19 protein-coding genes are annotated in these 23,258 nt (G+C 65.3%); 14 read left to right on the forward strand and 5 right to left on the reverse strand.

Going from position 1 to position 23,258, the window contains the following annotated elements:
* Nucleotides 1–28: 28 nt before the first annotated feature.
* Nucleotides 29–847, reverse strand: a complete 819-nt coding sequence (locus tag KEG57_RS21430; protein ID WP_272423910.1) for a rhomboid family intramembrane serine protease — start codon at nucleotides 845–847, stop codon at nucleotides 29–31.
* Nucleotides 848–954: 107 nt separating this feature from the next.
* On the opposite strand from KEG57_RS21430, the gene cysS reads away from it, so the two are divergent.
* Together cysS and KEG57_RS21440 are read left to right on the forward strand one after the other, a co-directional pair.
* Nucleotides 955–2,529 carry a cysteine--tRNA ligase gene (cysS, locus tag KEG57_RS21435; protein ID WP_272423908.1) on the forward strand — a complete coding sequence of 525 codons (1,575 nt, stop codon included), beginning with the start codon at nucleotides 955–957 and terminating at the stop codon, nucleotides 2,527–2,529.
* Nucleotides 2,530–2,986: 457 nt separating this feature from the next.
* The gene (locus KEG57_RS21440) at nucleotides 2,987–3,958 is read left to right on the forward strand and encodes a DnaJ C-terminal domain-containing protein (protein ID WP_272423906.1); all 972 of its coding nucleotides are present in this window, start codon (nucleotides 2,987–2,989) and stop codon (nucleotides 3,956–3,958) included.
* A 14-nt stretch (nucleotides 3,959–3,972) separates the two neighbouring features.
* On the opposite strand, the gene KEG57_RS21445 is transcribed toward KEG57_RS21440, so the two are convergent.
* Both KEG57_RS21445 and KEG57_RS21450 read right to left on the reverse strand, forming a co-directional pair.
* Nucleotides 3,973–4,467, reverse strand: coding sequence for a hypothetical protein (locus KEG57_RS21445; protein WP_272458736.1), 495 nt, complete (start codon nucleotides 4,465–4,467; stop codon nucleotides 3,973–3,975).
* 256 nt (nucleotides 4,468–4,723) lie between these two features.
* Nucleotides 4,724–4,930 (reverse strand): rubredoxin, encoded by a 207-nt coding sequence (locus tag KEG57_RS21450; protein WP_372518205.1) that lies wholly within the window; start codon nucleotides 4,928–4,930, stop codon nucleotides 4,724–4,726.
* 44 nt (nucleotides 4,931–4,974) lie between these two features.
* Here KEG57_RS21450 and KEG57_RS21455 point away from each other — a divergent pair, with 44 nt between their 5' ends.
* The 8 genes from KEG57_RS21455 (at nucleotide 4,975) to KEG57_RS21490 (ending at nucleotide 15,576) form a co-directional block, all read left to right on the forward strand.
* A complete protein-coding gene (locus KEG57_RS21455) occupies nucleotides 4,975–8,286 on the forward strand; it encodes a tetratricopeptide repeat protein (protein ID WP_272423903.1) in 3,312 nt (1,103 codons plus the stop codon).
* Nucleotides 8,287–8,472: 186 nt separating this feature from the next.
* Nucleotides 8,473–8,877, forward strand: a complete 405-nt coding sequence (locus KEG57_RS21460; RefSeq protein ID WP_272423901.1) for a lytic polysaccharide monooxygenase auxiliary activity family 9 protein — start codon at nucleotides 8,473–8,475, stop codon at nucleotides 8,875–8,877.
* Between the two features lie 518 nt (nucleotides 8,878–9,395).
* Nucleotides 9,396–10,229 (forward strand): hypothetical protein, encoded by an 834-nt coding sequence (locus tag KEG57_RS21465; RefSeq protein WP_272423900.1) that lies wholly within the window; start codon nucleotides 9,396–9,398, stop codon nucleotides 10,227–10,229.
* A gap of 1 nt (nucleotide 10,230) precedes the next feature.
* Nucleotides 10,231–11,370, forward strand: a complete 1,140-nt coding sequence (locus tag KEG57_RS21470; protein ID WP_272423897.1) for a DNA adenine methylase — start codon at nucleotides 10,231–10,233, stop codon at nucleotides 11,368–11,370.
* A gap of 162 nt (nucleotides 11,371–11,532) precedes the next feature.
* A complete protein-coding gene (locus KEG57_RS21475) occupies nucleotides 11,533–11,892 on the forward strand; it encodes a peptidase associated/transthyretin-like domain-containing protein (protein ID WP_272423896.1) in 360 nt (119 codons plus the stop codon).
* A 254-nt stretch (nucleotides 11,893–12,146) separates the two neighbouring features.
* Entirely contained in the window at nucleotides 12,147–12,968 is an 822-nt protein-coding gene (locus KEG57_RS21480; RefSeq protein ID WP_272458737.1) for a hypothetical protein, read from the forward strand.
* A gap of 82 nt (nucleotides 12,969–13,050) precedes the next feature.
* On the forward strand, nucleotides 13,051–14,694 hold the full coding sequence (locus KEG57_RS21485; RefSeq protein WP_272423892.1) for a long-chain fatty acid--CoA ligase: 1,644 nt from the start codon (nucleotides 13,051–13,053) through the stop codon (nucleotides 14,692–14,694).
* Nucleotides 14,695–14,820: 126 nt separating this feature from the next.
* Nucleotides 14,821–15,576 (forward strand): class I SAM-dependent methyltransferase, encoded by a 756-nt coding sequence (locus KEG57_RS21490; RefSeq protein ID WP_272423890.1) that lies wholly within the window; start codon nucleotides 14,821–14,823, stop codon nucleotides 15,574–15,576.
* On the opposite strand, the gene KEG57_RS21495 is transcribed toward KEG57_RS21490, so the two are convergent.
* Complete coding sequence (locus tag KEG57_RS21495) at nucleotides 15,573–16,061, reverse strand: GreA/GreB family elongation factor (RefSeq protein WP_272458738.1); 489 nt, start codon at nucleotides 16,059–16,061, stop codon at nucleotides 15,573–15,575. The genes KEG57_RS21490 and KEG57_RS21495 overlap by 4 nt on opposite strands.
* 21 nt (nucleotides 16,062–16,082) lie before the next feature.
* Nucleotides 16,083–16,775, reverse strand: a complete 693-nt coding sequence (locus KEG57_RS21500; RefSeq protein WP_272423887.1) for a class I SAM-dependent methyltransferase — start codon at nucleotides 16,773–16,775, stop codon at nucleotides 16,083–16,085.
* Nucleotides 16,776–16,838: 63 nt separating this feature from the next.
* On the opposite strand from KEG57_RS21500, the gene KEG57_RS21505 reads away from it, so the two are divergent.
* The 4 genes from KEG57_RS21505 to KEG57_RS21520 all read left to right on the forward strand — a co-directional run bounded on the left by KEG57_RS21505 (nucleotide 16,839) and on the right by KEG57_RS21520 (nucleotide 23,213).
* Nucleotides 16,839–17,552: a hypothetical protein gene (locus KEG57_RS21505; RefSeq protein WP_272423886.1), complete on the forward strand. Its 714-nt coding sequence runs from the start codon at nucleotides 16,839–16,841 to the stop codon at nucleotides 17,550–17,552.
* Between the two features lie 40 nt (nucleotides 17,553–17,592).
* A complete protein-coding gene (locus KEG57_RS21510) occupies nucleotides 17,593–18,606 on the forward strand; it encodes a lysylphosphatidylglycerol synthase transmembrane domain-containing protein (protein ID WP_272458739.1) in 1,014 nt (337 codons plus the stop codon).
* Between the two features lie 118 nt (nucleotides 18,607–18,724).
* A complete protein-coding gene (locus tag KEG57_RS55660) occupies nucleotides 18,725–20,731 on the forward strand; it encodes a sulfatase family protein (protein ID WP_272458740.1) in 2,007 nt (668 codons plus the stop codon).
* 46 nt (nucleotides 20,732–20,777) lie between these two features.
* Nucleotides 20,778–23,213, forward strand: a complete 2,436-nt coding sequence (locus tag KEG57_RS21520; RefSeq protein WP_272458741.1) for a hypothetical protein — start codon at nucleotides 20,778–20,780, stop codon at nucleotides 23,211–23,213.
* Nucleotides 23,214–23,258 lie beyond the last annotated feature (45 nt).

A 23,258-nucleotide genomic window follows, 5' to 3' on the forward strand; every position in this document is an offset into this window, starting at 1 on the left:
TGCTGTGACAGACTGCGTAGTCCGTTTCTCACCAGCCCCACGGGTCGCGGCCCTGGGGCCGTCGCGGCGGCGGCGGGGCGCCGTAGGGCGAGCCGTAGGGGGATTTTGGCTTCGGGGCGGGCGGGCGGAACCGGTCCCAGCGGTCGTGTTCGCGGGCGGGCTTGCCGCGCATGAACAGGCGGACGAGCAGCGCGCCCGCGACGAACCCGCCGAGGTGGGCGAAAAACGCGACCCCGCCGCCCGTGCCGCCGATCGAGCCGATCCCGCTGAAGAGGTTCAGCACGAAGTACTCGAGGATGATCACCCAGGCCGGCAGCTCGAAGAAGATCCCGAAGAAGAGCCAAAGCGGGAGGATCGGGTTCAACACCGTGATCGGCGAGCGCGGGTAGAGCGACCCGTACGCCGCGAGCACACCCGAGATCGCGCCCGAAGCGCCCACCATGGGCACGACCGACGAGGGGTTCACGACCACCTGCGCGAAGGCCGCGGCCATGCCGCAGAGGACGTAGAAGAACGCGTACCTGCGGCTCCCCATGGCGTCCTCGACGTTGTCGCCGAAGATCCAGAGGTAGAGCATGTTGCCGCCGAGGTGCGCCCACCCGGACGGGTCGTGCATGAACATGCTCGAGAACAACGTCGGCAGGGCGGCGATCGGCTCGTGCACGAGGCGCGCGGGCACGAGGCCGTGCTCCATGAGGAGCTCATAGGCCCTCGCCTCGGTTCCGCGGGGACCGGCCACCGAGATCAGCGCCTGCGTCCACACGAAGACGCAGATGTTCACGATGATGATCAGCCAGTTGACGTACGGCGGGCGCCGAGCCGGCAGGCGGTCTCGAAGGGGCAACATGACGGGACCGCCTTACCATGCGCATCCCATGCCGGCCCTTCAAGGACACGAGGCTCCGCCTTCCCCCTCGTGACAGGCGTGGACCGTGCTGGTAGACGGTGAACGCGATGCCTCCGATCGGCCTACGCCTCCAAGACACGATGACCGGCAAGCTGACCCAGCTGGTCCCGAAAAGGGCCGGCGAGGTACGCGTCTACTGCTGCGGACCCACCGTCTACGACGTCGCCCACGTCGGCCACGCACGCGCCGCGCTCGCTCCGGACGTGCTCGTCAGGCACCTGCGCAGCCAGGGCGTGCGCGTCATCTACACGCGCAACGTCACGGACGTCGACGACAAGATCCTCGCGCGTTCCCGGGAAAACGGCGAGACGCCGCTCGATCTCTCGGCCCGCATGACGGCGCTCTACCAGGAGGACATCCGCGCGCTCGGCTGCCAGGACCCGGACCACGAGCCGCGCGTCTCCGACTCGATCGCGGACATCATCCGCATCATCGAGACGCTGATCCAGAACGGAAACGCGTACGTCGTCGACATGCCGAACGGCTCGAAGGACGTCTACTACGCGGTCCGCTCCTTCGCGGAGTACGGCAAGCTCTCGCACCGGCACATCGAGGATCTCTGCTCGGGCGCGCGCGTCGAGGTCTCCGAGCAGAAGCACGATCCGCTCGATTTCGCGCTCTGGAAGGGCGCGGGCGACTGCACGTGGGGCTGGGAGAGCCCGTGGGGGAAGGGCCGACCCGGCTGGCACATCGAGTGCTCGGCGATGAGCGAGCGCTACCTCGGCTACGGCTTCGACGTGCACTGCGGCGGGATGGACCTCATCTTCCCGCACCACGAGAACGAGATCGCGCAGAGCGAAGCCGCGCATCCGGGCGAAGGGCCGTTCTGCTCGCTCTGGATCCACAACGGCTTCGTCAACGTCGACAAGGAGAAGATGGCGAAGTCGCTCGGCAACTTCGTCACGATCCGCGACGTCTACCAGCGCAACGACCCCGAGGCGCTCCGGTACTTCCTGCTCACGGTGCACTACCGCGGCCCGATCGCGTTCGAGACGGAGAAGCGCGCCGACGGTCGGGTGGTCTTCCCGGGCATCCTGGAGGCGGAGCGGCGGGTCGACTACCTCTACCACACGCTCGGCCGGCTCGGCTCGCTCGCCGAGCTCGCGAAGGGCGCCACGGGCGGTGACGACGCGCCGGCGCCGACGATGCGTTTGCCGAAGGAGATGGCGCCGATGATGGACCTCGCCTCGGCGGCGCGTGGCAAGGTCGACACGGCGCTCGACGACGACCTCAACACACCCGTCGCGCTGGCGGTCGTGGGCGAGCTCGCGCGCGCGGGCAACGAGCTCGTCGACCTCGCGCAGAAGCGCCGCAAGGACCCGGAGATCGCGAAGGCGGCGCCGCTCGTGGCGAAGATGCTGGCGCGCGCGCTCTGGTCCACGGTCGAGCCGCTCGGCATCTTGCAGACGCCGATGGACGTCTACCGCGCGCGCACGCAAGCGCGGCGGCTGTCGATCCTGGGCAAGACGGCGGAGGAGATCACGGCGCGCGTCGAGGAGCGGCGGCAGGCGCGGCAGGCGAAGGACTTCGCGCTGGGGGATGCGATCCGCAAGGAGCTCGAGGAGCTCGGGATCGAGGTAGCGGACAACCCGACGGGCACGACCTGGCGCCTCGGCGTGTAGGTAGGAACGACTCCCTCACCCCCGACCCCTCTCCCTCGCGGGCTGAGCGCTTCGCCGGGGCGCTGCCCCGGACCCCGCGGGGGCTATCCGCCCCTCGACCCGGACCAGGCACGGCCTGGACCGAGGGTGGAAGAACTGCGCTCCGCGCAGTTCTTCCAACGGGCCCGTTGGCAATCGAAAGGGCAGCGCGTCTGTCTTGAGGGGCAGGGTCGCCGCCGGTCTTGACTCGGCCTGTTCGATGAACTGCGCGGAGCGCAGTTCATCGACCTTGGGTCCAGCGCTTGCGCTGGTCCGGGTCCAGGGGCGGATAGCCCCGGTGGGGCCTGGGGCAACGCCCCAGCGAAGCGGCTCCCAGATGAGACCGATGCTCAGCCCTCGCGGGAGAGGGGAGAAGAGGCTGTTCGATCGCCTCCCCCCGTGACGTAGCCAGATCCGGGAATTACCCTTCCCCCGGCCCATGGCTCGCGACCTTTATTCTGTGCTCGGCGTCGCCCGGGACGCTGACGAAGACACCATCAAGAAAGCTTTCCGCAAGCTCGCCGTCCAGTACCACCCGGACAAGGCGCCGGGGAAGGCGAACGAGGCGAAGTTCAAGGAGATCAACCGCGCTCACGAGGTCCTGTCGGACAAGCAGAAGCGAGCGCTCTACGACGAGTTTGGCGAGGAAGCCTTGCAGCAGGGCTTCGACGCGGACCGAGCGCGCTTCGTGCGCCAGTACGGCGGAGGCCGCGGCCGAGGCGGCGCGCCCGGCGGGGCCGGCGGCGTTCCGTTCAACGTCGAGGAGATCTTCGGCGGGGGCGGAGGAGGCGGCGATTTCGGCGACCTCTTCGGCAACATCGGCGACATGTTCGGGCGGGGCCGCGGCGGGGTGCGCGGCGGCGGCGCGCGTGCGGCGCGAAAGGGGCAGGACGTCGAGAGCGAGGTGACGATCGAGTTCGTGTCGGCGGTGAAGGGCACCACGGTGCAGCTCCAGCGCGAGGGCGAGGAGCCGATGACGGTGCGCATCCCGCCGGGCGCGAACGAAGGCAGTCGCATTCGTGTCCCTGGGCAGGGCGGGCCTGGAATGGGCGGCGGACCTCCGGGGGATTTGATTTTGACGATCCACGTCACGCCGCACCCCTTGTTCAAGCGCGAGGGCGACGATTTGCGCGTCGACGTGCCGGTGAGCCTCGGGGAGGCGTATTTCGGCACGAAGATCAAGGTGCCGACGCCGGACGGCGAGGTGACGCTGAAGGTCCCGGCGCATACGCAGAGCGGGCAGGTGCTCCGGCTCAAAGGGAAAGGCGTGGCGCGAAAAGGGAAGGAGCCGGGGGATCTTTACGTGCGGTTCCTGATCCATGTCCGTACGGAGGAGGATCCGCGCGTGGCCGAGGCGGTGAAGGAGCTGGATTTGCCGGGGGAGGAACTGCGGAAGGAATTGCGGTTCTAGCCCGACGCTGCGGTTTACCGATACATAAGGGGCGCGTTCGCCCCCGGGTTCTGCGACGGGACGCATGGGACGTTCACCGGGTTGCCGTCGTAATCGACGCCCACCATCCGGAACGCGCCCCACGTGTGATCGACGGTGTAGCTGTCGCGTTCCCCGGTGCCGGCGTACGAGAGCGTGAACCCCTCGGAGTTGGTCTCCAGGTACAACGGCTTGCGACCGCCGCCGGTCGAGCAATAGGCGAGCTCGAATCGAGAGGTCGTGGTTGGAACCCCGAGAATGGTGAGCTTCTCGTCGCCGACATAGGTGATCATTTGATCGCCACACACGGCGACGACTCTTCCGAAGATGGGACGGGGATGCGCGCACGCGTCTGCGGCGGGCGCGCGCGCACTCTCGCTCGCGTCGGGGTTCTCCTCGATGGGTTCACCCGTCACGACGCGCCCCCCGAGCGCCACGACGATCCCCACGCTCGCGGCGAGAAGGATGGCGGGCTTCTGTGAACATTTCATGCGGCTCTCCTTGCCGGATGCGTTGCTGCCCATTCTACGCCAGCAACACGCGTGCCCGGAGCGTCGGCGAATCGCCAGAAGACATGACGAAAAGTCGCCTTCTCGCATTGCCGCGCAGAGGAAGGTGCCAGGAATGCAGGAAGCCGCGGCGTGCAATGACGGTCCGCGACGAGAGAAGCCCGGAACATCGAGCCTTTGTCCAGCGCTCGATGTTCCGGGAGGCTCGGAGGAGCGGCGGCGCGGCCTTCTCCCTCGATCAGACGTATTGCGACCAGAATTGGAAGTTGCGCTTCGGCCCCCCGCACTTCGGACAGACCCAGGTGTCGGGGAGCTTCTCGAACAACGTACCGGGTGGGATGTTCGTCTCGGGATGGCCGAAGCGCTCTTCGTACATGAAGGAGCAGCGCTGGCCCTGGCACTCGAAGCGGTTGTACCTGTACTCCATGGGCACGAAGGCTAGCATGGCTTCGGCCCCTTCCGCTTCCTGCGGATCGTCGTGTAACGTACGTGTCCGTGCGAGTTGCGCGGAACCTGACCTGGATCCACCTCTCCGATCTGCATTTCGGTCATGGCAAGGAGGCGACGACGCGCTTCGATCAGAAGCTCGTGGCCGACGCGATCATCCACGACGCCGTGACGGTGGCAGGCGAGCTTGGCCCGCCCGACGTCGTGTTCGTGACGGGGGACATCGCTTTTTCCGCCTCGGCCGACAAGGAGTATCCGACCGCGAAGGAGTGGCTCGACAAGCTGCTGGCGGCGCTGAAGCTCGGCCCGGAGCGCGTGTTGCTCGTGCCGGGCAACCATGACGTCGATCGCAAAAAGGCCCAGGAAGGACCGAGTCGGCTCGTCCACAAAGGGCTTCGGTCGAACCCGGACGAAGTGAACGGGCTCCTCGAGAAGGCCGACGAGATGGAGGTGGTCTGGCCCAAGCTCGCCGCTTACCAGAACTTCGCGAAGGCCTTTGGCGCCCCTGAAATAACCCCCGCGATCCCCTTCTGGACCAAGCAGCTATCCAGTGATCTCGGTCCGGTGGAGGCCATCGGTCTGAACACGGCGCTCCTGAGCTTCGACAACGGGGACAGCCGAGAAAACCTTGCCCTCGGCCTCGGCCAGCTTTTGCGTGCCCTCGAAGGGGTGAAGTCCGACGCTCTCCTGTTCGTTCTCCAGCACCATCCGCCGGGGTGGCTGCGGGATGGCAAGGACCTCCTCGCGCTGCTCAAAGGCAGGCCGCATCTCTTGCTCTATGGTCACGTCCACGATCAGCATGGCTTCGTCACCCTTCCGTTGGACAGCCGCGCCAATCTAGAGCTGGTGGCGGGAGCGGGGCACCAGGACGCGAAAGAGGAAGGGAATCACGCCTACGCGTGGGGGCGGCTGAATCGCGACGGCCTCGAGTATTACCCTCGTGCTTGGCTGAAGCGGGAGCTGAAGCTCTGGGCCCAGCAGATCCTTCCGCCCGAGGATCAGAAAGGCTACAGCCTGAAGCTCGGCGAGTTTGTTCGTTTCCCGCGGGCGAAGCTCCCCGACGCGCTCGACCGATGGCTGGCGAACAGCACGGCGCACGCTCCTTCTGCTTCGACCGCCGATTCGATTACCGGACCGGCAGCTTTCAGCGGGGCCATCGCAGAGCCTGCACCTGCCCCTGCTGCTCCGGTGGTCGCCACGTTTGATCCCGCGAACGCATACGTCTCCATTCCCTTCCGAGCCAAGGGCGATCAGGTCGTCGGGCGCGCGGACGCCTTGAAGAAAGTGCGCGAGCAACTGGTGAAGGGGCGGCGGACGGCGATCGGCCAGACGGCGGCGTTCGTCGGGCTGGGCGGTCTGGGGAAGACCCAGCTCGCAGTCGAGTATGCCCATACGTACAAGGATCAGTATCCGGGCGGTGTGTACTGGTTCAATGCGGATGCGGATCTGCATGCGCAGCTCACGCGTCTGGCGTGGGCTGCTCGCTGGGTAAGCCCGGCAGCGGAACCGCGGGTGGTATTGGAAATCGCGACTCACCAGATCCGGAACCGCTCGAACTGCCTCATCGTGTTCGACAATGTGGAGAATCTCGCAGCGATCGAGTTTTTGCTGCCCGAGGGCTCTGCGACCCCCCACCTGCTCATCACGAGTCGCGTCTCCCAGGTCGGCTTCGATCCAGTGCCAATTGATCCCTTGACCGAGGTGGAGTCACTGGAAATGCTTCGACGTGAGTCCGGGCGCAGCCTGGACAAGCCGAGCGACCACGAAGCAGCGCTCCGCATCGTGAAGCAGCTCGAAGGGTTACCCCTCGCGCTGGAGCTTGCAGGTGCATACCTGCGGCGAGCCCATGGTGTTTCTTGGATGTCCTACGCGGATCTCCTGGAGAGCGAGGGCGTCAAGGCGCGTGGGCTTCGGGATGGCCCGTTGTCGAGCTTCACCAAGCACAATGCGGATCTGTACGCGACGCTGCGTATTCACAAATCCATCCTCGATGATTCGCCTCTACTTGGTGAGGCCCTCGATCTGCTGGCATGGAGCGGGGCAACGTCGATGGGCAGGGAGCTCCTCGGATACCTCCTCGGCCGTGAATCAGCGGCGCTCGATGTAGCGCTCGGTGAGGCGGAGACGCTGCGGATCCTGAAGCAGGAGCAGGGAAGCGTTGACCCATCAAACGCTCGCTTCCAGATGCATAGGCTGGTGCGAGAGGTGCGACAGGCAGAAGTTCCCCTGGCGCGGGAACCTGCACGATGGCTCGGTGTGCTGGAAAGGCTTGGGAATTGGTTTCAAGATCGCCGGGACAATTTTGCTCACCTCTCCTTCTACGAGGCAGAGCTCGATCACCTCGAAGTATGGCAGAAGCACGCAGCTCGCATGGGCTATATGCGCGATGCGGTGCGACTCTTGTGGTTGCGCGCATATCCGCCTTATTATCGAGGACAATATCGACAGGCTCACGACACGGTGAAGAGTGCACTCGCCTTGTTTGAGGGTTCCGCTGTCATTGACCCTAAATTGGAAGCGTATCTGCGCAATGATTGGGGCCGCACGCTTAACGAACTCGGCGATCATCGAAAGGCGCTAGAGTACCACCAGCAAGCCCTCGACATCCGCCGTGACGTTCTTGGCGAAACCCATCCCGATACCGCAGAATCGCTTAACAATGTAGGACATTCCCTTGGCGAAACCGGAAATCATCGAACGGCGCTTGAATATCAGAAGAAGGCTCTCGAAATCTACCGTAAAGTCCTTGGGGAAACACATCCCAACACGGCAACCTCGCTGAGCAATATAGGTGGTTGGCTCGGCAAGTGTGGGGAGCACGAAGAAGCACTCGAATACCAACTGCGAGCTCTCGATATTCACCGTGAAGTTCACGGCGAGGCACATCCAGACACCGCCCTGTCGCTCAATAATGTGGGCGGTTCCTTCGGAGAGCTCAGGGAATATCAAAACGCGATCGACTACCATCAGAAAGGTCTGAGCATCCAACTTCAAGTTCTCGGGGAGAACCACCCCGACACCGCCACCTCGCTCCTCAACGTAGGAATGACTCTCCAGAAGCTGGGAAATCCCGTCCAGGCGCTAAAGCACTTGAAGATGGGGCTTTCGATACGCCAGGAGACCCTCGGCGACAGGCACCCCGATACGCAGCATTCATGGGAGAATGTCGTTCGGCTTCTGCTGCGTCAGCGTAAGAAGGCAGACGCATTGGCGTTGGTCGAAAACGACCTGAAGAAGTTTCCGCACAACCCAACACTCAAACGCCTCAAGCAAGAGATTCTCGGCAGGCGCTCTGCAAAGGTCCACGGCAAAACTCCGGGCCCGACCAAGAAGGCCAAATCTCCGAAACGATAGGACTCTGCTTGGCCTGCATCGGCCGCAAAGGGTGTAGGCCGTGGCAGCCTATGAGAGCACTGCACCCAACCACACGCGGCGCTCGTCGATACCTGCGTTGAGTTCCTCAACGATTTGGTGGTACCGTCACGTGATGATGTGTTCGCCGGACATTCGGGGACAGACGGGCGATCCAGAAGGAAGGCCATGAAGAACATCATTGGGTACCACAACACCGAGAAGATGGGCTACTCCCTCATCGACGGGAAGGGGCCGTTCACGTTCTACACGAGGAAACCCGTCCAGCACCTCCTCGGCGCGAGGGTATGGGCGATTGCTGGGGAAGGCCAACCGAGGAGGTACTTCCTCGGGGGCTGGTTCATCGTCAACGAGGCTCGCCCAACAGATCGTGATGAATTCACCAACCTCGTTCGAGGGACGGAGGGCAAGACGTTCAAGCCCATGATTCGCCTGGACCAGCACGCGTGGTTCGCGGACTTCCGAAAAAGTCAGAGCAATTTCAGCCTGGGACTTCTGGCGGCAAAGGACGAGTTCGTGAGGCACCTCGAGGCCCTCGCCGCGCAGGCGACGGCCACGAAAGGACGAGGCTGAAGGCCTCCGAGGCGAGTCTGCCGAGGCTTGGTCGACAACGACCGAGGACCTTGTCGACAACGACCACGACCTCGTCGACAACGACCGGGCACCTCGTCCACGACCATCACGGCTTCGTCGACAACGACCGGGCACCTCGTCGACAACGACCGGGCACCTTGTCCACGACCACCACGGCTTCGTCGACAACGACCGGGCACCTTGTCGACAACGACCGGGCACCTCGTCGACAGGTACTGGTCAAAGTTGACCAGCCGGTCCCGAAAGCTGACCTGTCGACGCAGACCTCCTCACGGCATGTGTGTCATGTAAGCAATGTTGCGCACTGGTCGTTCCCTACCACTTGAACGTACTTTGTTACCCTGGCCGTCCGGCGCCTGGGCGCCGCATCAGGGTTGTCGGACCATCCCTCGTCGGGCTAGGCTGCCTCGCGCCGGGTACACGGTTGGCACTTCGCCCGCTCCACACTGGACTGAGTTGCAGTCCGCCTCAATACCGACCCAGGTTCGGAAATAATCATGACGCCGTACAAGGAATTCACAACTCGTCTTACGCTGCTAATCAGCAAGAATCCGCATCTGATCACGACGACGTTGAGTAATATCTTTACAATGCGGCTCATCGGCAACAAAACCCATGGCGACTTGGCCGAGATTGCCATAGCCGAATTCATCAACCAGTACATGTACGACTTCAAATCCGTACACGTCGGGAAGGACTTGTATAGAGCAAAAGAACACGAAGAGGACATCAAAATCATAAACGAAATCACCAAGGCTGAGTTCCCGGTGAGCCTCAAGGCATATGGCGACGGTCCTCTCCAGCTATCAACCGACAAGAACTTTCTGATGTATCCAAAATTGCAACAAATGAAATCGCCAATTCAGGGGGCGCAACTCTCAGCATTGTGGAGGGATCCGGTATTTGCTGACTTTAGTGCACTCAATGTGCTACCTCTAATCTACGACGAAAGGAGGCAACGGTGTAACATTCTGGTATTTGATCAGGAGAAAGCGAAGGAGCAGATAGCGAAGATCGTTCACGAAGAAGAAGGCAAGGGTCGAAAACATCCGGTGTATCGTTTTTATGATCGAACCGGGGATTATGTATGCGAAGTCCGTTACGGGAGCGGGACAGCCAATGCCCTGCAGAGAGGTCTGTGGACCAATACAAAAAAAGGATTAAAGTATTTTGATAGTGTCACGGGTGGCTGGATTACGTATTCACGCAACCAAATCCTGGTAAAGTTGTTCTCGCATGCGCTTCTTGCTACATCGAGCGGCCATGAAGCGGCATTGGAAGAGTTAAAAAAGGACATCGAAACGCAAAAGAAGATGTCCGCATTGGGATGATATGAATACGCTGGCTCTATTCGACGACATAATAGTCGAGGCTCCGAAAACCGAGGGCATCAAATATGCTGGTTCCAAGCAAAAGCTGTTGCCACACATCATTGCTTTGGCGAAGAAGGTTCGTCCCAGAACCGTTCTCGACGGCTTTGCTGGGACAACTCGCGTTTCTCAGGCTTTCGCGCAAAACGGCTACTTGGTAATTGCAAACGACGTGTCGGTGTGGTCCGAGGTGTTCGGACAATGCTACTTGCTCAATGAGCGTCCCCAATCGCACTATGTGCCACTGATAGAACACCTTAACAACCTACCTCCCGAAGATGGGTGGTTTACTGAAAATTACGGCGGTGACCCAGGGGACGGGACGTCGGTGGGGGTAGATGGTCTGAAGAAGCCATGGCAGCGACACAACACCCGTCGACTCGATGCAATTCGAAATGAAATTGACCGCTTGAGCTTGACGCCAGTTGAAAGGGCCGTCCTCCTAACGAGCCTGATATACGCGCTGGATGAAGTCGACAGTACACTCGGGCATTTTGCCTCCTATCTCCATGATTGGTCGCCACGGTCATACAAGACAATGCAGCTAAGGACTCCAGCCTTATTGCAGAGACGCGCCTCCCATCAGGTGTATAGAAAGGATATCTTCGAACTCCTTCCAGACGTTAAGGTCGATCTGGCATACCTCGATCCGCCCTACGGATCCAATAATGAGAAAATGCCGGCCTCAAGAATCCGTTATGCTGCTTACTACCACCTGTGGACAAGTGTATGCCTGAACGATCGCCCCAGCGTCTTTGGAAAGGCCAGGCGACGATCGGACACATCGGACGTTGTTGCAACCTCGGTCTTCGAGGAATTTAGAAGCGACAGTCAAGGCCGTCTGATAGCAGTTGACGCAATCAGGAGAGTTCTGCACGCCACCAAAGCTAGGCATATCATTCTCTCCTACAGTTCGGGCGGTCGTGCGACTGCAGAGCAGCTCAACGATGCGATTGCACAGATTGGGCGACTACTCGAAGTCGTAGAGCTCGACCACCGAAAGAACGTGATGGCTGGCATGCGGTGGACGAATGAGTGGGTACGCGATGCAGAACGGCCCAACAGGGAGTTTCTGTTTCTTGTGGAAAAGACAACGACCTGAGCTCTCGCTTCAGAAACCGCCGAGATTTCGCAAACTTGACCACTTGAAGGGAAAGTTGACCAGTACCCGTCGACAACGACCGGGCACCTCGTCCACGACCATCACGGCTTCGTCGACAACGACCGGTGACCTTGTCGACGAAGACCGGGTAGAATGCCCACCATGCTTCGCCCCCTCCTCGCTTCGGCCTCGCTCCTCTCCTTGCTCACCCTCGCCGGCTGCGACGAATGCGACGAGATCGATTGCGCTTGCCTGCATGGCTCCATCGTCGTGACCGCCGTCGACGCGACCACGAAAGAGGCGCTCTTCGACGCCAAGGTCGCCATCGGCAACGACCCCTGCCCGGAGCATGCATCGGAGCACTACTGCTTTGTCGCCGCCGGGACCTATTCGGTTCAGGTCTCCGCGACGGGGTATGCTCCGAAGACGGTCTCGATCGTATTGCCCGAACCGCAGGGGGAGGGCTGCTGCATCTGCGGGGAACGCGTCGAGCAGACCGTCGAGCTCACGCCGATGCCTTGAGATTCATTCGTTCGACGCCTGCATTCTCCGTTTACCACCTGCTTTTGACACGCCGCACAATGATGAGCCCAGTTCGGTCGAGCCGCGAGCTCGTGGACGCCGACGTGGAACGCGGAAAGATATTCAAGGCACGGCTCGAAAAAAAACGCGCTTTCGCAAGACGATCCAGCCGTTGCCATCGGCATCCCGGGGATGGTATTCGTCCCAGATTGGGAACGCGTCGGGCTTCCCATTCCCCCACCCCATCGAGGCCCATGCTTAAAAGAACCCTGATCCTCACGGCGTTCGTCTCCCTCACCGCCTCCACCGCGTTCGCGCAAGGCCAAACCGGCGACACCTCCGCGCCGCCGCCTCCGCCGCCGCCGGCCGACACCACCGCGCCGCCCCCCGACGCCACTGCGCCGCCGCCTCCCGCCGCGACCACGGCGCCCCCCACGGAGACGCCCAAAGAGGAAAAGAAGGACGAAAAAGATCTGGATCCGGGCGGACGTGTTCGCTGGGGTGTCTCCGGCAATCTCGGATGGCACCTGCCGCAATCGATGTTCACCATCGGCGGCGAGGGCCGCATCGGCTACCAGGTCTCGAACATCTTCAGCGCTTACGCCGCCATCGGTGGCACCGCCGGCTTCGGGTTCAGCGCCGATATCGGATTCGAAGGCGTCAGCGTGGGCGTCTCGGCCATCTCGTACTGGTACGTCGGCGCCATTGCCGAGGCCATTTTCAAGAACCGATTCTACGTCGGCGGCGGCCCCGTCCTCGCGCGCGGCGCCCTCGGCGGCATCACCACCGGCGTGAGCATCGACGGCGTCGCCGAGGTCACCGAAATCGCCTCCGCGGGCTTCAAGCCGGGCCTCAATCTCCGGTTTGGCCTCTCGACCGCGAACCCGAGCGGCCCCTCGCGCCGCCGCGGCGGCTTCAACATCGGCATCGACGCGCTCTTCCTCTTCCACCCGAGCGCGGTTTTCGTGACCACCCGCGCGGACGGGCCGAACGGCTCCGCGGGTGTCTCCGTCACGGAGAGCGCGCTCGGCGTGAGTTTCGTCCCGATGCTGACGCTCGGTTACGATTCGCGCTGACCCGGCGCACCCCCCTTCCGTTTTCGTCCGCATCCCGGCTAACATCCCCTCGCCCGCTCCCCAGCCACGAGAGGAGGCGACGATGCTTGCCGGACGCATGATGGACTTTCCGCTCACCCTCACGCATTTTCTCGAACGCGCGCGCACCTTCTTCGGCCGCAACGAGATCGTCTCGCGCCTCCCGGACAAGACCCTCGTCCGCACCACCTACGCCGACTTCTACCGCCGCACCTCGAAGCTTGCCGGCGCCCTCGCGCGCCTCGGGGTTCGACCGGGGGATCGGGTCGCCACGCTCTCGTGGAATCATCAGCGCCACCTCGAGGTCTACCTCGGCGCGCCGGCCATGGGCGCCGTCGTCCACACCTTGAACCTCCGGCTCCACCCGAATGAGCTCGGCTACATTGCCAATCACGCCGAGGACAAGGTCGTCGTCGTCGACCGCTCGCTCCTGCCGCTCTGGCACAAGTTCGCCGATCAGGTCCGCTCGGTCCGGCACGTCGTCGTCGTCCCCGACTGCCCCGCGCAGGGCGAGGCGACGAGCGCCGAGATCGATTACGAAGAGCTCATCGCCCCCGAAAAAGACGAATACCCCTGGCCCACGCTCGACGAGCGCAGCGCCGCGATGATCTGTTACACCTCGGGCACCACGGGCAACCCCAAGGGCGTCGTCTACAGCCATCGCTCGACCGTCCTTCACACGCTCGTCGTGTGCAATGCCGATACCATCGGCGTCCGCGAAGCCGACACCGTCCTGCCCGTCGTGCCCATGTTCCACGCCGCCGCCTGGGGCCTGCCGTATGCGGCCGTCATGGCCGGTTCCAAGCTCGTTTTTCCGGGCCCGCACCTCGACCCGCCGAGCCTGCTCGATCTCATCGCCGCCGAGAAGGTCACGATTGCCGCGGGCGTGCCCACGATATGGCTCGGCATCCTCCAGCTCCTCGATCAGCACCCCGGCAAGTGGGACCTCTCCGCGATCCGCTCCACGGTCATCGGCGGCTCGGCCGCGCCGCCGGCGCTGATCGACGGATTCAAATCACGACACGGCATCGACGTCACCCACGCCTGGGGAATGACCGAGACGAACCCCGTCGGCACGCTCGCGCGGGTCAAGCACGGATTGTCCCAAACAGACGATGCCACGAAGCTCGGGTGTAAAGCCTCGCAGGGGTATGCCGTGCCGTTCGTCGAGCAGCGGCACGTCGGCGAGGATGGCCAGATCCTCCCGTGGGACGGCGAGACCATGGGTGAGCTCGAGGTGCGCGGCCCCTGGGTCGCCTCCTCGTATTTCGGCGGCGAGGGCCCCGATCGGTTCACCGAGGATGGGTGGTTCAAGACGGGCGACGTCGTCACGATCGATCGCGAGGGGTATCTCCGCATCACGGATCGTTCGAAGGACGTCATCAAATCGGGCGGTGAATGGATCAGCTCGGTCGCGCTGGAGAACGCGCTCATGAGCCACCCGGCCGTGCTCGAAGCGGCCGTCTTCGCGGCGCGGCACCCGAAATGGACCGAGCGGCCGCTCGCGGCGATCGTGCTCAAGGAGGGCAAGACCGCCACGAAAGAGGAGCTCAATGCTCACATCGAGGCGAAATTCGCCAAGTTCTGGCTGCCGGACGATTACGTCTTCATGGCGCAGATCCCGCGCACCTCGACCGGTAAGTTCCTGAAGACGAAGCTCCGCGAGCTCTACGGCGATCACCTGGAGAAGCAGGGATCGTCGGCGTAGGCGCCCGGCCCCCGGGGCGCGGGCGAGCTGCCGGACGAGGTCGCGGGCTCGTGGCGCTGGACCTCGCCCCCGGGGTCCAGTAGAAACCACGCCCCGGAACGCCCCCGCCCGCGAGGTCATCCCATCATGGACCGCTCCGCCTACGACGCCCTGTTCGCCCTCGAAAAAGACCATTTCTGGCGGGTCGCGCGCCGTACCCTGCTCCTCGAGATCCTGGAGAAAGAATTGCCGGCGCGGCGGCCCTTGCGGCTCCTCGACGTGGGCGGCGCGAGCTCCCTCATCACGCGCGAAATGCGTCGGTACGGCGAGGTGATCATGGTGGAGCCGGACGCGCAGACGGCGGCGTTCGCGCGTGACGAGCTCGGCTACGACGCGCGGGTGGGCAGCCTGCCCGACGCGCTGCCGGTGGAAGGGACCTTCGATGGGATCACGCTCCTCGACGTCCTCGAACACCTCGACGAGGAGGTTCCGGCGCTCCTCGCCCTGAAGCGCCTCCTCCGCCCCGATGGGCTCTTGCTCGTGACCGTACCCGCCCTGCCCTTTCTCTGGAGCTCCCACGACGTGTCGGTGCATCACCGGCGGAGATACGTCCGCCACACCTTGCTCGAAGCGCTGCGCGCCGGAGGGTTCGAGGCGGAGAGAATCTCTTATTTCACGTCGCTGCTGTTGCCCGTCCTTGCGGCCCAGCGGATCGGCGATCGGCTGCGGCGAGGCGTGCCGGAAAAGGCGCATTATCGGGTCGCGCCGCCTCCGGCTCCGATCAACGCCGCCTTCGGCGCGGTGATGGACCTCGAACGAGCCCTCCTCCGGCGATTCGATATGCCCATCGGATCGTCGCTCGTGGCGATCTGCCGCCACGCGGAGGCGCGCCCCTCCCGCTAACGCACTTCCGCCACCTCGTACACCTTCGTCCCCTGCGGCGTCGGAACCTCCGCTTCGTCGCCTTCCGACAAACCCATCAACGCCGCGCCGAGCGGGCTCGTCGGCGTCACCACCTGCACCTCGGTACCGCCCACCTTTACGCGTTGCCCGCCCGCCGCGGGCAACACGAAGCAGACGAGCTTCGCTCCCCGGTGCAAAAGCGTCACGAGCGCCGTCGCTGCGATCCCGTCGCCCGGCGCAAACGCGCGCACATGGATCACGCCCAGCAGCGCGAGCGACCGTTCGAGCTCCCGCGCTCGCTCGGCTTGGCCCCGCGCGATGTAGGACGCCTCGGTCGAGCGCATGTCCTTGTCGTTTTCGGGCTTGTTTTCCTCGTGTGACGCGGCCGCGGCCGCCTCGTGGGCGATCCGCGCCATCGTGGCGAGCTCGTCCGCTAGCCGCGTACGAAGCTCCTTCAAGAGTTCCTGTTTGTCGAGCTGCACCATCCGCTCCCCGTGGACGCCCCATCAAGCCACGGACGCCCCACCCCCCGCAAGCGCCACGCGGTACACGACGCCCCATTTGTCCGTCGTCCCCTCCACATCGTCGATCACCGGCACCCGGTACCTCGTGATCTCCTCGATCCCCTCGGATGGCAGATACGCGCGCCCCGGGTCCCCGAGCAGCACCGTCCTCCCCTCGGCCGCGCGCGCCTCGAGCCACGGCCAAACCACGCGCGTCATCGCCGCGTCGTAACAAACGTCCCCCGCCAGCACCACCTCCGCCCCCTCGGCCCACGGCGGCAAACCCGCGCGAACGAGCGCGTCCTCGACGTGCGCTTCCACGGTCACGCCCGCGTCCTCCGCGTTCATCGAGATCGCCACGCCGGCCAGCGGATCCGTATCCACGGCGACGACACGCCTCGCCCCTGCGCGCGCCGCGGCGATCGCGCAGAGGCCCGAGCCCGCGGCCAGATCGAGCACGGCCTTGCCACGCACGAGCTCCGGCTGATCGAGCACGAGCCGCGCGAGCGCTTGCCCGCCGGCCCAGGCAAACGCCCAGAATGGCGGCTCGATCCCGTGCGTCCGGAGAAACGCCTCCGTGGCGCGCCAGAGCGGCGTCACCTCCGTCGCCAGCCGGAGCCGGATCTCGGGCAGGAGCGGCGGCGCGCACGGCGTCGTGTTTTCCTCGATGAATCGCCTCGCATCGGCCTCGTGCATGGACGCGCGCGAGCGTACTCGATGCTTGACGCCCGCGCGGAAAAAAGGTCAGTAGGGGACCCGATGTGGGCAAACGCGCGTCCTGCCATTTACGCCGTCCTCGGTCTTTTTGCCGCGGCTTGCGGGCCCGCGAAGCCTGCGGAGAGCCCGGGCAGCGCGGCGCCCACGGTCGCGGTCGCGGAGGCCGAGCCGAGTGGTGAGCCGGTCGGGCCCGACGTCACGAGCCCCGGGGATCAGTTCGAGCTTTCGATCGGAGGCAAAGTCTACTCCGTGGCCGACGGCAAACCGTTCGAGGTGCAGATCGGCGGCGAGCGCTTCGAGGCCACGATCCGGTCGAAGCAGGTCCTGCAATACCAGGCGAACGGGATCTCCTTCCGGTATCCGAAAGAAATGACCCTGGAGGAGGAGAGGTCCACGGGCGTCACGAGCATCACGGTCGAGGCGGCCGATTCGACGTTCCTGATGATCCAGATCTATTCGGTGGACGTCGACCCCGCGACGCTGAGCCAGTCGCTCGTCGAGGGCATCGAGAAGGAGATGCGCTCGCGCGGCGGCCAGTTTCACCCGGGCAGCGGCACCACCGCGACCCGGCGCCTGCGCGGCGAGAACGTCGAGGGCACGCGGCTCGAGTTCACGCTCGCGAAGGAGTCGATGCGGACCGAGATCTACGTCCTGCGCAAGGGCAAGCTCACCATTTCGGTGCTGATCCAGCGCTCGGACGACGACGCGATCATGGCGGAGCGTCGCTTCAAGGTGATCACGGACTCGCTCCGCTGATCTTGACAGGCGGCGCTTCGTGCGAGAAACCGAGGCGCCCGTGAGCGACCCTTCCCCGAACGAGGCCTCGAAAAAGGGCGCACCGCGCTCGCTCGCGCGGCTCGCCGTGCGCCTCGTGGGCCCGGTCTTGCTCGTGGTCGTGCTCCTGCGCGTGCGTGACACGCAAAAGGCGTGGGACGCGCTCCTCTCGGCCTCGCTCCTGCCGCTCGGCCTCGCGTTCTTGCTGAACGCCGGCGTCTGCTGGCTGAAAATGCTGCGCACCGGCGTGCTCCTCGCCGCCCGCGGCTATGAATACCCGCGGAAGCGCGCCTGGCTCAGCTTCCTCGCGACGATCTACGTCGGCCTCTTCACCCCGGGCCGCGTGGGCGACGTGCTCCGCGCGCAATACTTCCGCCACGACCTCGGGATGCCGTATTCCGAGGGCGTCGCCGTCGTCGTGGTCGACAGGCTCTGCGATCTTTACGTGCTCGTCGCGTTCGTGGCGATCGGCGTGGCGCGGTGGAGCTCGGTCGTCGTCGGGGATCTCGCGCTCTTCACCTGGGGCGGCGTCCTCCTCACGGCGCTCGGCCCGCTCGTGCTGTTCGTCCCGTCCTTCGCGCAGACGGCGATGCGGGCCGTTTACAAGAAAATGCCGGGGGATCCCACCGGCGAGGGCTTCGACCGTTTTCTCGTCGCCCTCCGGGCCCAGCGCCCGAGGCACCTCGCGTCCTCGGTGCTCCTCACGATCCTCGCGTTCGGCGTGAATTACCTCCAGGGGTATCTCATCGCGCAATCGCTCCACCTCGACCTCGCGGTCTATGATGTCGTCTGCCTCCTCGCGGTCGCGAGCCTGCTCGGCCTCTTGCCCATCTCGGTCTCGGGCCTCGGCGTGCGCGAGCTCTTTTTTTCGGTCGTCTTCCCGGCGCTCGGCCACCCCGCGGATACGGGCGTGATCTACGGGCTCGTGGTGTTCCTCGTGATCTACGTGGGCGTGGCGGCCATGGGGTTTGTCGGGTGGCACCTGGCGCCGCCACCGTTCGGGGACAAACCGAGTGTTCCTGGACGAACCTCTTGAGGCGACGATGGGCGCATGCCCGGCGCGGCTCCTCCAGCAACGCGCCCCCTTCCGGGCCAGGTGACGCCCTGCACCTCTCCCCTTGTCCGTCCCCACCCAACGTGCTTTCGTGGCATCTGTGTCCCGTGCCGATGACACGACGTTGAACAAAGCCGAGCCCCAGCGGACTTCCGTCACCGGCCCCGACGCGGTCCTCCTCGCCTGGATCACCGCGGCCGTCACGAATGCGATCACCATCACGCGGTCCTTGGCCATGCCGCCGCGCCTCGTCACGCGCGTCCTGCATCACAGCTTCGACGCCGGGCATTTCCTCGCCCTCGGCCTCGCGTGGGCCGGCCTCGTGGGCCTCCACGTTCGATTCGGCCGAGCGCGACCGCGCGCCTCCGCCGCCCTTCTCGTCGCCCTCTCGCTCGCCTTCGGCGCCCTTCTCTTGCCCGGCGACCTCAGGAACGCGGCCGAGCGGCTCGCCTCGGGCAAGGCCTGGGTGAAGCCTGCCCTGCTCGTGACCTTCGTCGCCCTCTTTTCGCTCGCCGTCCCCGTCGCCGTCCTGCTCGGCCGCCTCGCCGCGCGCCCCTTCCTACGCTGGATCGCCATTGCCAGTGGCATGGCCGTCCTCTCGGTGAACCCCGTCCTCCTCGAAGGCGATTATGCGAGCGCGCGCCTCTTCGTCGCCTCCGCCGGCGTGGCGCTCGTCGCCGCGGCCCTCGCTGGCGCGGTCTTGCCGGCGCGCCTCGCCTCCCTCGCCTCCCGGCTGCGCCCGCTCCGCGTCCCCCTCCTCGCGGTGGCCTCGCTCGCCGCGGCCACCTCGCTCGTCGTCCCCCCGCGGCCCTCCGTGGTCGTGGCCCTGCTCAGCCCGTCCGGCTCGCTCCTGCCGCCATTCCTCAGCGCACTCCAGGAGAACATGCTCCCCGAAGACGTCCCCGTGCCTCCCGAAATGGCCCCGTGGTTCGTCGACCGGAAAAACGCGCCCCCCGTCCCGCCCGGATCGCCCCCGGTATTGCCACCCCATCCGGCGGTCATTCTCCTCAGCATCGATTGCCTCCGGAACGATTTCCTCGCGTCCGGCAAGTACGACGACCAACTCCCCACGCTCGCCGCCCTCCGCGCGCAGGGCGTGTATTTCCAAAATGCTCGCTCCGCCGGCTCGCAGACGGTCTACAGCCTCGCGTCGCTCTTCGCGGGCACGTACTTCTCGCAGCAATACTGGACCGAGGTAACCGCCCCCCACGCCCACGGGCTCTGGCCCGAGAAGGACGAATCCACCCGGTTCCCCGAGCTCCTCCGCGCCGGCGGCGTCTCCACGATCACGTTCGCGGCCACGCCCTGGCTCGTCAATCGATTCGGGATCGTGCGGGGCTTCTCGGAGGAGACCTATCTCCGCCCCGGCAAGCACCACTGGCACATGGGGAAGCCCCTCGTCGACGCGGCGCTCGCGCGGCTCGCGCAGGTGCGCGACGAGCCGTTTTTCCTGTACATCCATCTCCTCGATGCGCACGCCCCCTACGACCTCGCCGGCACCTCGGGCACCGCGTTCGAGCGCCACCTCCGCGAGCTCATCCTCGTCGACGGTCACGTCCGCCGCCTGCTCGACGCGATCGAGCGCTCGCCGTTCGCCGCGCGCGCCGCCGTCGTCCTGACGAGTGATCACGGCGAGGCGTTCGGCGAGCACGGGCACTGGACGCACGCGAACTCGCTCTACGACGAGCTCTTGCGCGTTCCGCTCATCGTGCGGGCCAGGAACGTCGCGCCGCGCGTGGTCGACGAGCCCGTCACGCTCGTGGACCTCGGCCCGACGATCCTCGACCTCTTCGGCGCCGAGACCCCCGGCAGCTTCATGGGCCAGAGCCTCGTACCCTTCCTGCGCGGCGAAAGCCCCAAGCTCACGCGCCCGATCGTCGCCGAGACGCGCCTCAAGCGCGCTCTCGTCCTGCGCGACGCGACGAAGCTCATCGTCGACGATCGCAACCGCACCGTGGAGCTCTACGACCTCGCCGCGGACCCAAGCGAGACGAACAGCCTCGCGGACGACCCGGTCCGCCTCATGCCGCCGCTCGCGCTCATGCGCCGCTTGCTCGCCACACACACGCTGCGCCGCGAGGGGTACGTCACCCCGTATCGACGCTGACCCGCGCTTGACGCCGCCCCCTTCGGCGGCTACGCCCTCGCGCTCCATGGTCGAGGGAGATGCTCGGATCCAGGGCCGCGTGGGCCCGCGCCTGGCCGGGGCCGCCACGACCCTCGTGCTCCTCGCCGGCACCGTCCTGTTTGGCAGGGTCGTCCACGGCCACTACCCCATTCAGAAGTGGCTCGTTTGGCATTACGCCGGCGCCTGGCTCGGCGTGCTCGTCGTCCTCGCCGCCTCCTACGGCCTCGGCCACGTCCTCGTCCGCCGCGCCTTCTCCTTGCGCCTCCCGCTGTGCGAGCACGCGATCACCGCCCTCGCCGTCGGCGTCTTCGGGTACGAAATCCTCGTCTTCCTCGCCGGTATTTTCCAGCTTTATCGCGCGCCGACCTTTTTCCTTTTGCCGCTCCTCCTCCTCGCGGCCGTCTCCGTGCCCCTCGCGCGCCACCTCGCCCACGTGCGCCGCGTCCTTGCGCGGGCCTCGCGCCGCGCGCCGCGCCTCTCGACCGGGGCGATCCTCGCGCTCGCGTTTGGCCTCCTCGGGCTCGGGCTCGTGTACGTCAACGTCCTCACCCCGCACAATGTCCAGTTCGACGCGCGGTGGAAACACATGGCGCTCGCCGAGGATTACGTCCTTCACGGCGGCGTGCACCCCTCGATCGAGGGCTTCGTCTTCTCGGCGCGCCCCCATTTCAGCTCGTATCTCTACACCTGGGCCTTCCTCCTGCCCGGTGGCCGCCTCTTCGACCGCATGGTCCTCGCGGCCCACCTCGAATTCGCGATTTTCCTCGTCACCACCGTCTTCTTCCTCCCCGTGCTCGTCCGGCGCCTCGTCCCGCGCGTCGATCCTCGCTGGATCTGGGCTGTCCGTTTCCTCTTCCCGGGCGTGTTGCTCTACGACAGCTCCGTGAGTGGCGGCGCCGATCACGTCGGGGCCATGTTCGCCGTGCCGATCGCGCTTTGCCTCTTCCGCGTCCTTCGCGACCTCGATCCGCGCCGCGCCGCCCTCCTCGGCCTGCTCGCGGCGGGCGCGGCGCTCACGAAGGAGACCGTGGCGATCATGCTGGTCCCCTTCCCGGCGCTCGCGCTCCTCGTGCAATCGATCCACGCCGCCGGAAAGGCCCGCCGGGAGGGAAAACCCGCGCGCCCCGCCCTCGCCGCCCCGCTCGTCTTCGGCCTCGCCGCCCTCGTCGCCACGTCGCCGCTTTGGCTGAAGAACTTCGTCTTTTATGGCGACCCGGTTTATCCCCTCTCGCACCGCTTCCTCGACCTGCACCCATTCTCGGAGGACGCGGCCTATCGATTCCAGTACGGATACCTGGAAGGGAAGATGTGGGCGCCTTCGCGGGACCTCCAGGGATTCGCCGAGACGGTGAGCGCGCTCGGCCTCTTCTCCTTTCTGCCGAATGATTGGAGCAAATTCCACGGCGACGTCCCCGTCTTTGGCTCGCTCTTCACGCTCCTGCTCCCGTCCCTGCTCCTCGTGCGCGTAAACAAGCACGTCTGGCTCCTCGTCGCGTGGATCCACGTGGCGATCTTCACGTGGTATGCCGTCAACCACCAGGACCGTTACCTCCAGGCGCAGCTCCCGCTGATGGCGGCCGTCACCGCGGCGCTCGCGCTCTCCCTGTACCGCGCATCGGGCCGCCCGGCGCGGGCCGCGCTCTTCGGGCTCGTGGGATTGCAAGTGGTGTGGGGCGGCGACGTCTACTTCTTCCAGACCCACGTTTTCGCGAAATCGCCGCCCAAGCAGGTGATCGACCTGCTCAGCAGCGGATTCGATCAGAAATTCGAGGAGCGTTTCGCCGTCCAGAACCGCTTTCAGACCGTCGGCGCCCAGATCCCGCCCGGATCACGCCTGCTCCTGCACCTCATGCACACCCATCACGGCCACCTCGGCACCGGCGTCCCGACGGTGCTCGACAATTACCTCTGGCAGTTCGGTATCGAATACGGCCGCGCCGGCTCACCCGAGGGTGTACGCAAGCGCCTCCGCGAGCTCGGCGTCACCCACGCGTTCGTCGCGCCCGAAAAAGAAAGCGACGGCTCGAACTCGATCGCCGCCGACATCCTGTTCTGGGAATACGCGCGGAGCGGGCTCGAAGAGCGCCGCATCGTGGAGGGCGGCATCCTCGGTCGCGTGACGGACGCGCCGATCACGGCCCCCTTCCGCGACGTGGCCCTCGTCCTCGGCTGCTCGAAGGACGCGCCTCCACGCGGGCTCTATCGCGTGACGGACCTGCACATCCTGCCTTATGGCCCGAACGCGCGCGAATTCCCGGCGCCGCAGGCGGAGGCCGCCACGAAAGAGGCGGCGGAGAAGCTCCTCCCGGTCACGGAATACGCGGTCCTCGAGAAGCAATGTTACGAGCAACAAAAGCCCCCCGAGCTTCTGGAGCGCTTCGAACAACTCGTCGAGCGCAGGAGCCACGGCGCGTGGAAGAAGCTGGAGATCTGGGCACGCAAGCGCGAGGGCAGCGACTGAGCCGGGATCCAGCTTGACGCAGGCAGGGCCGGCGAGTACCTCCGT

The sequence above is a fragment of the Polyangium jinanense genome (assembly GCF_028435365.1).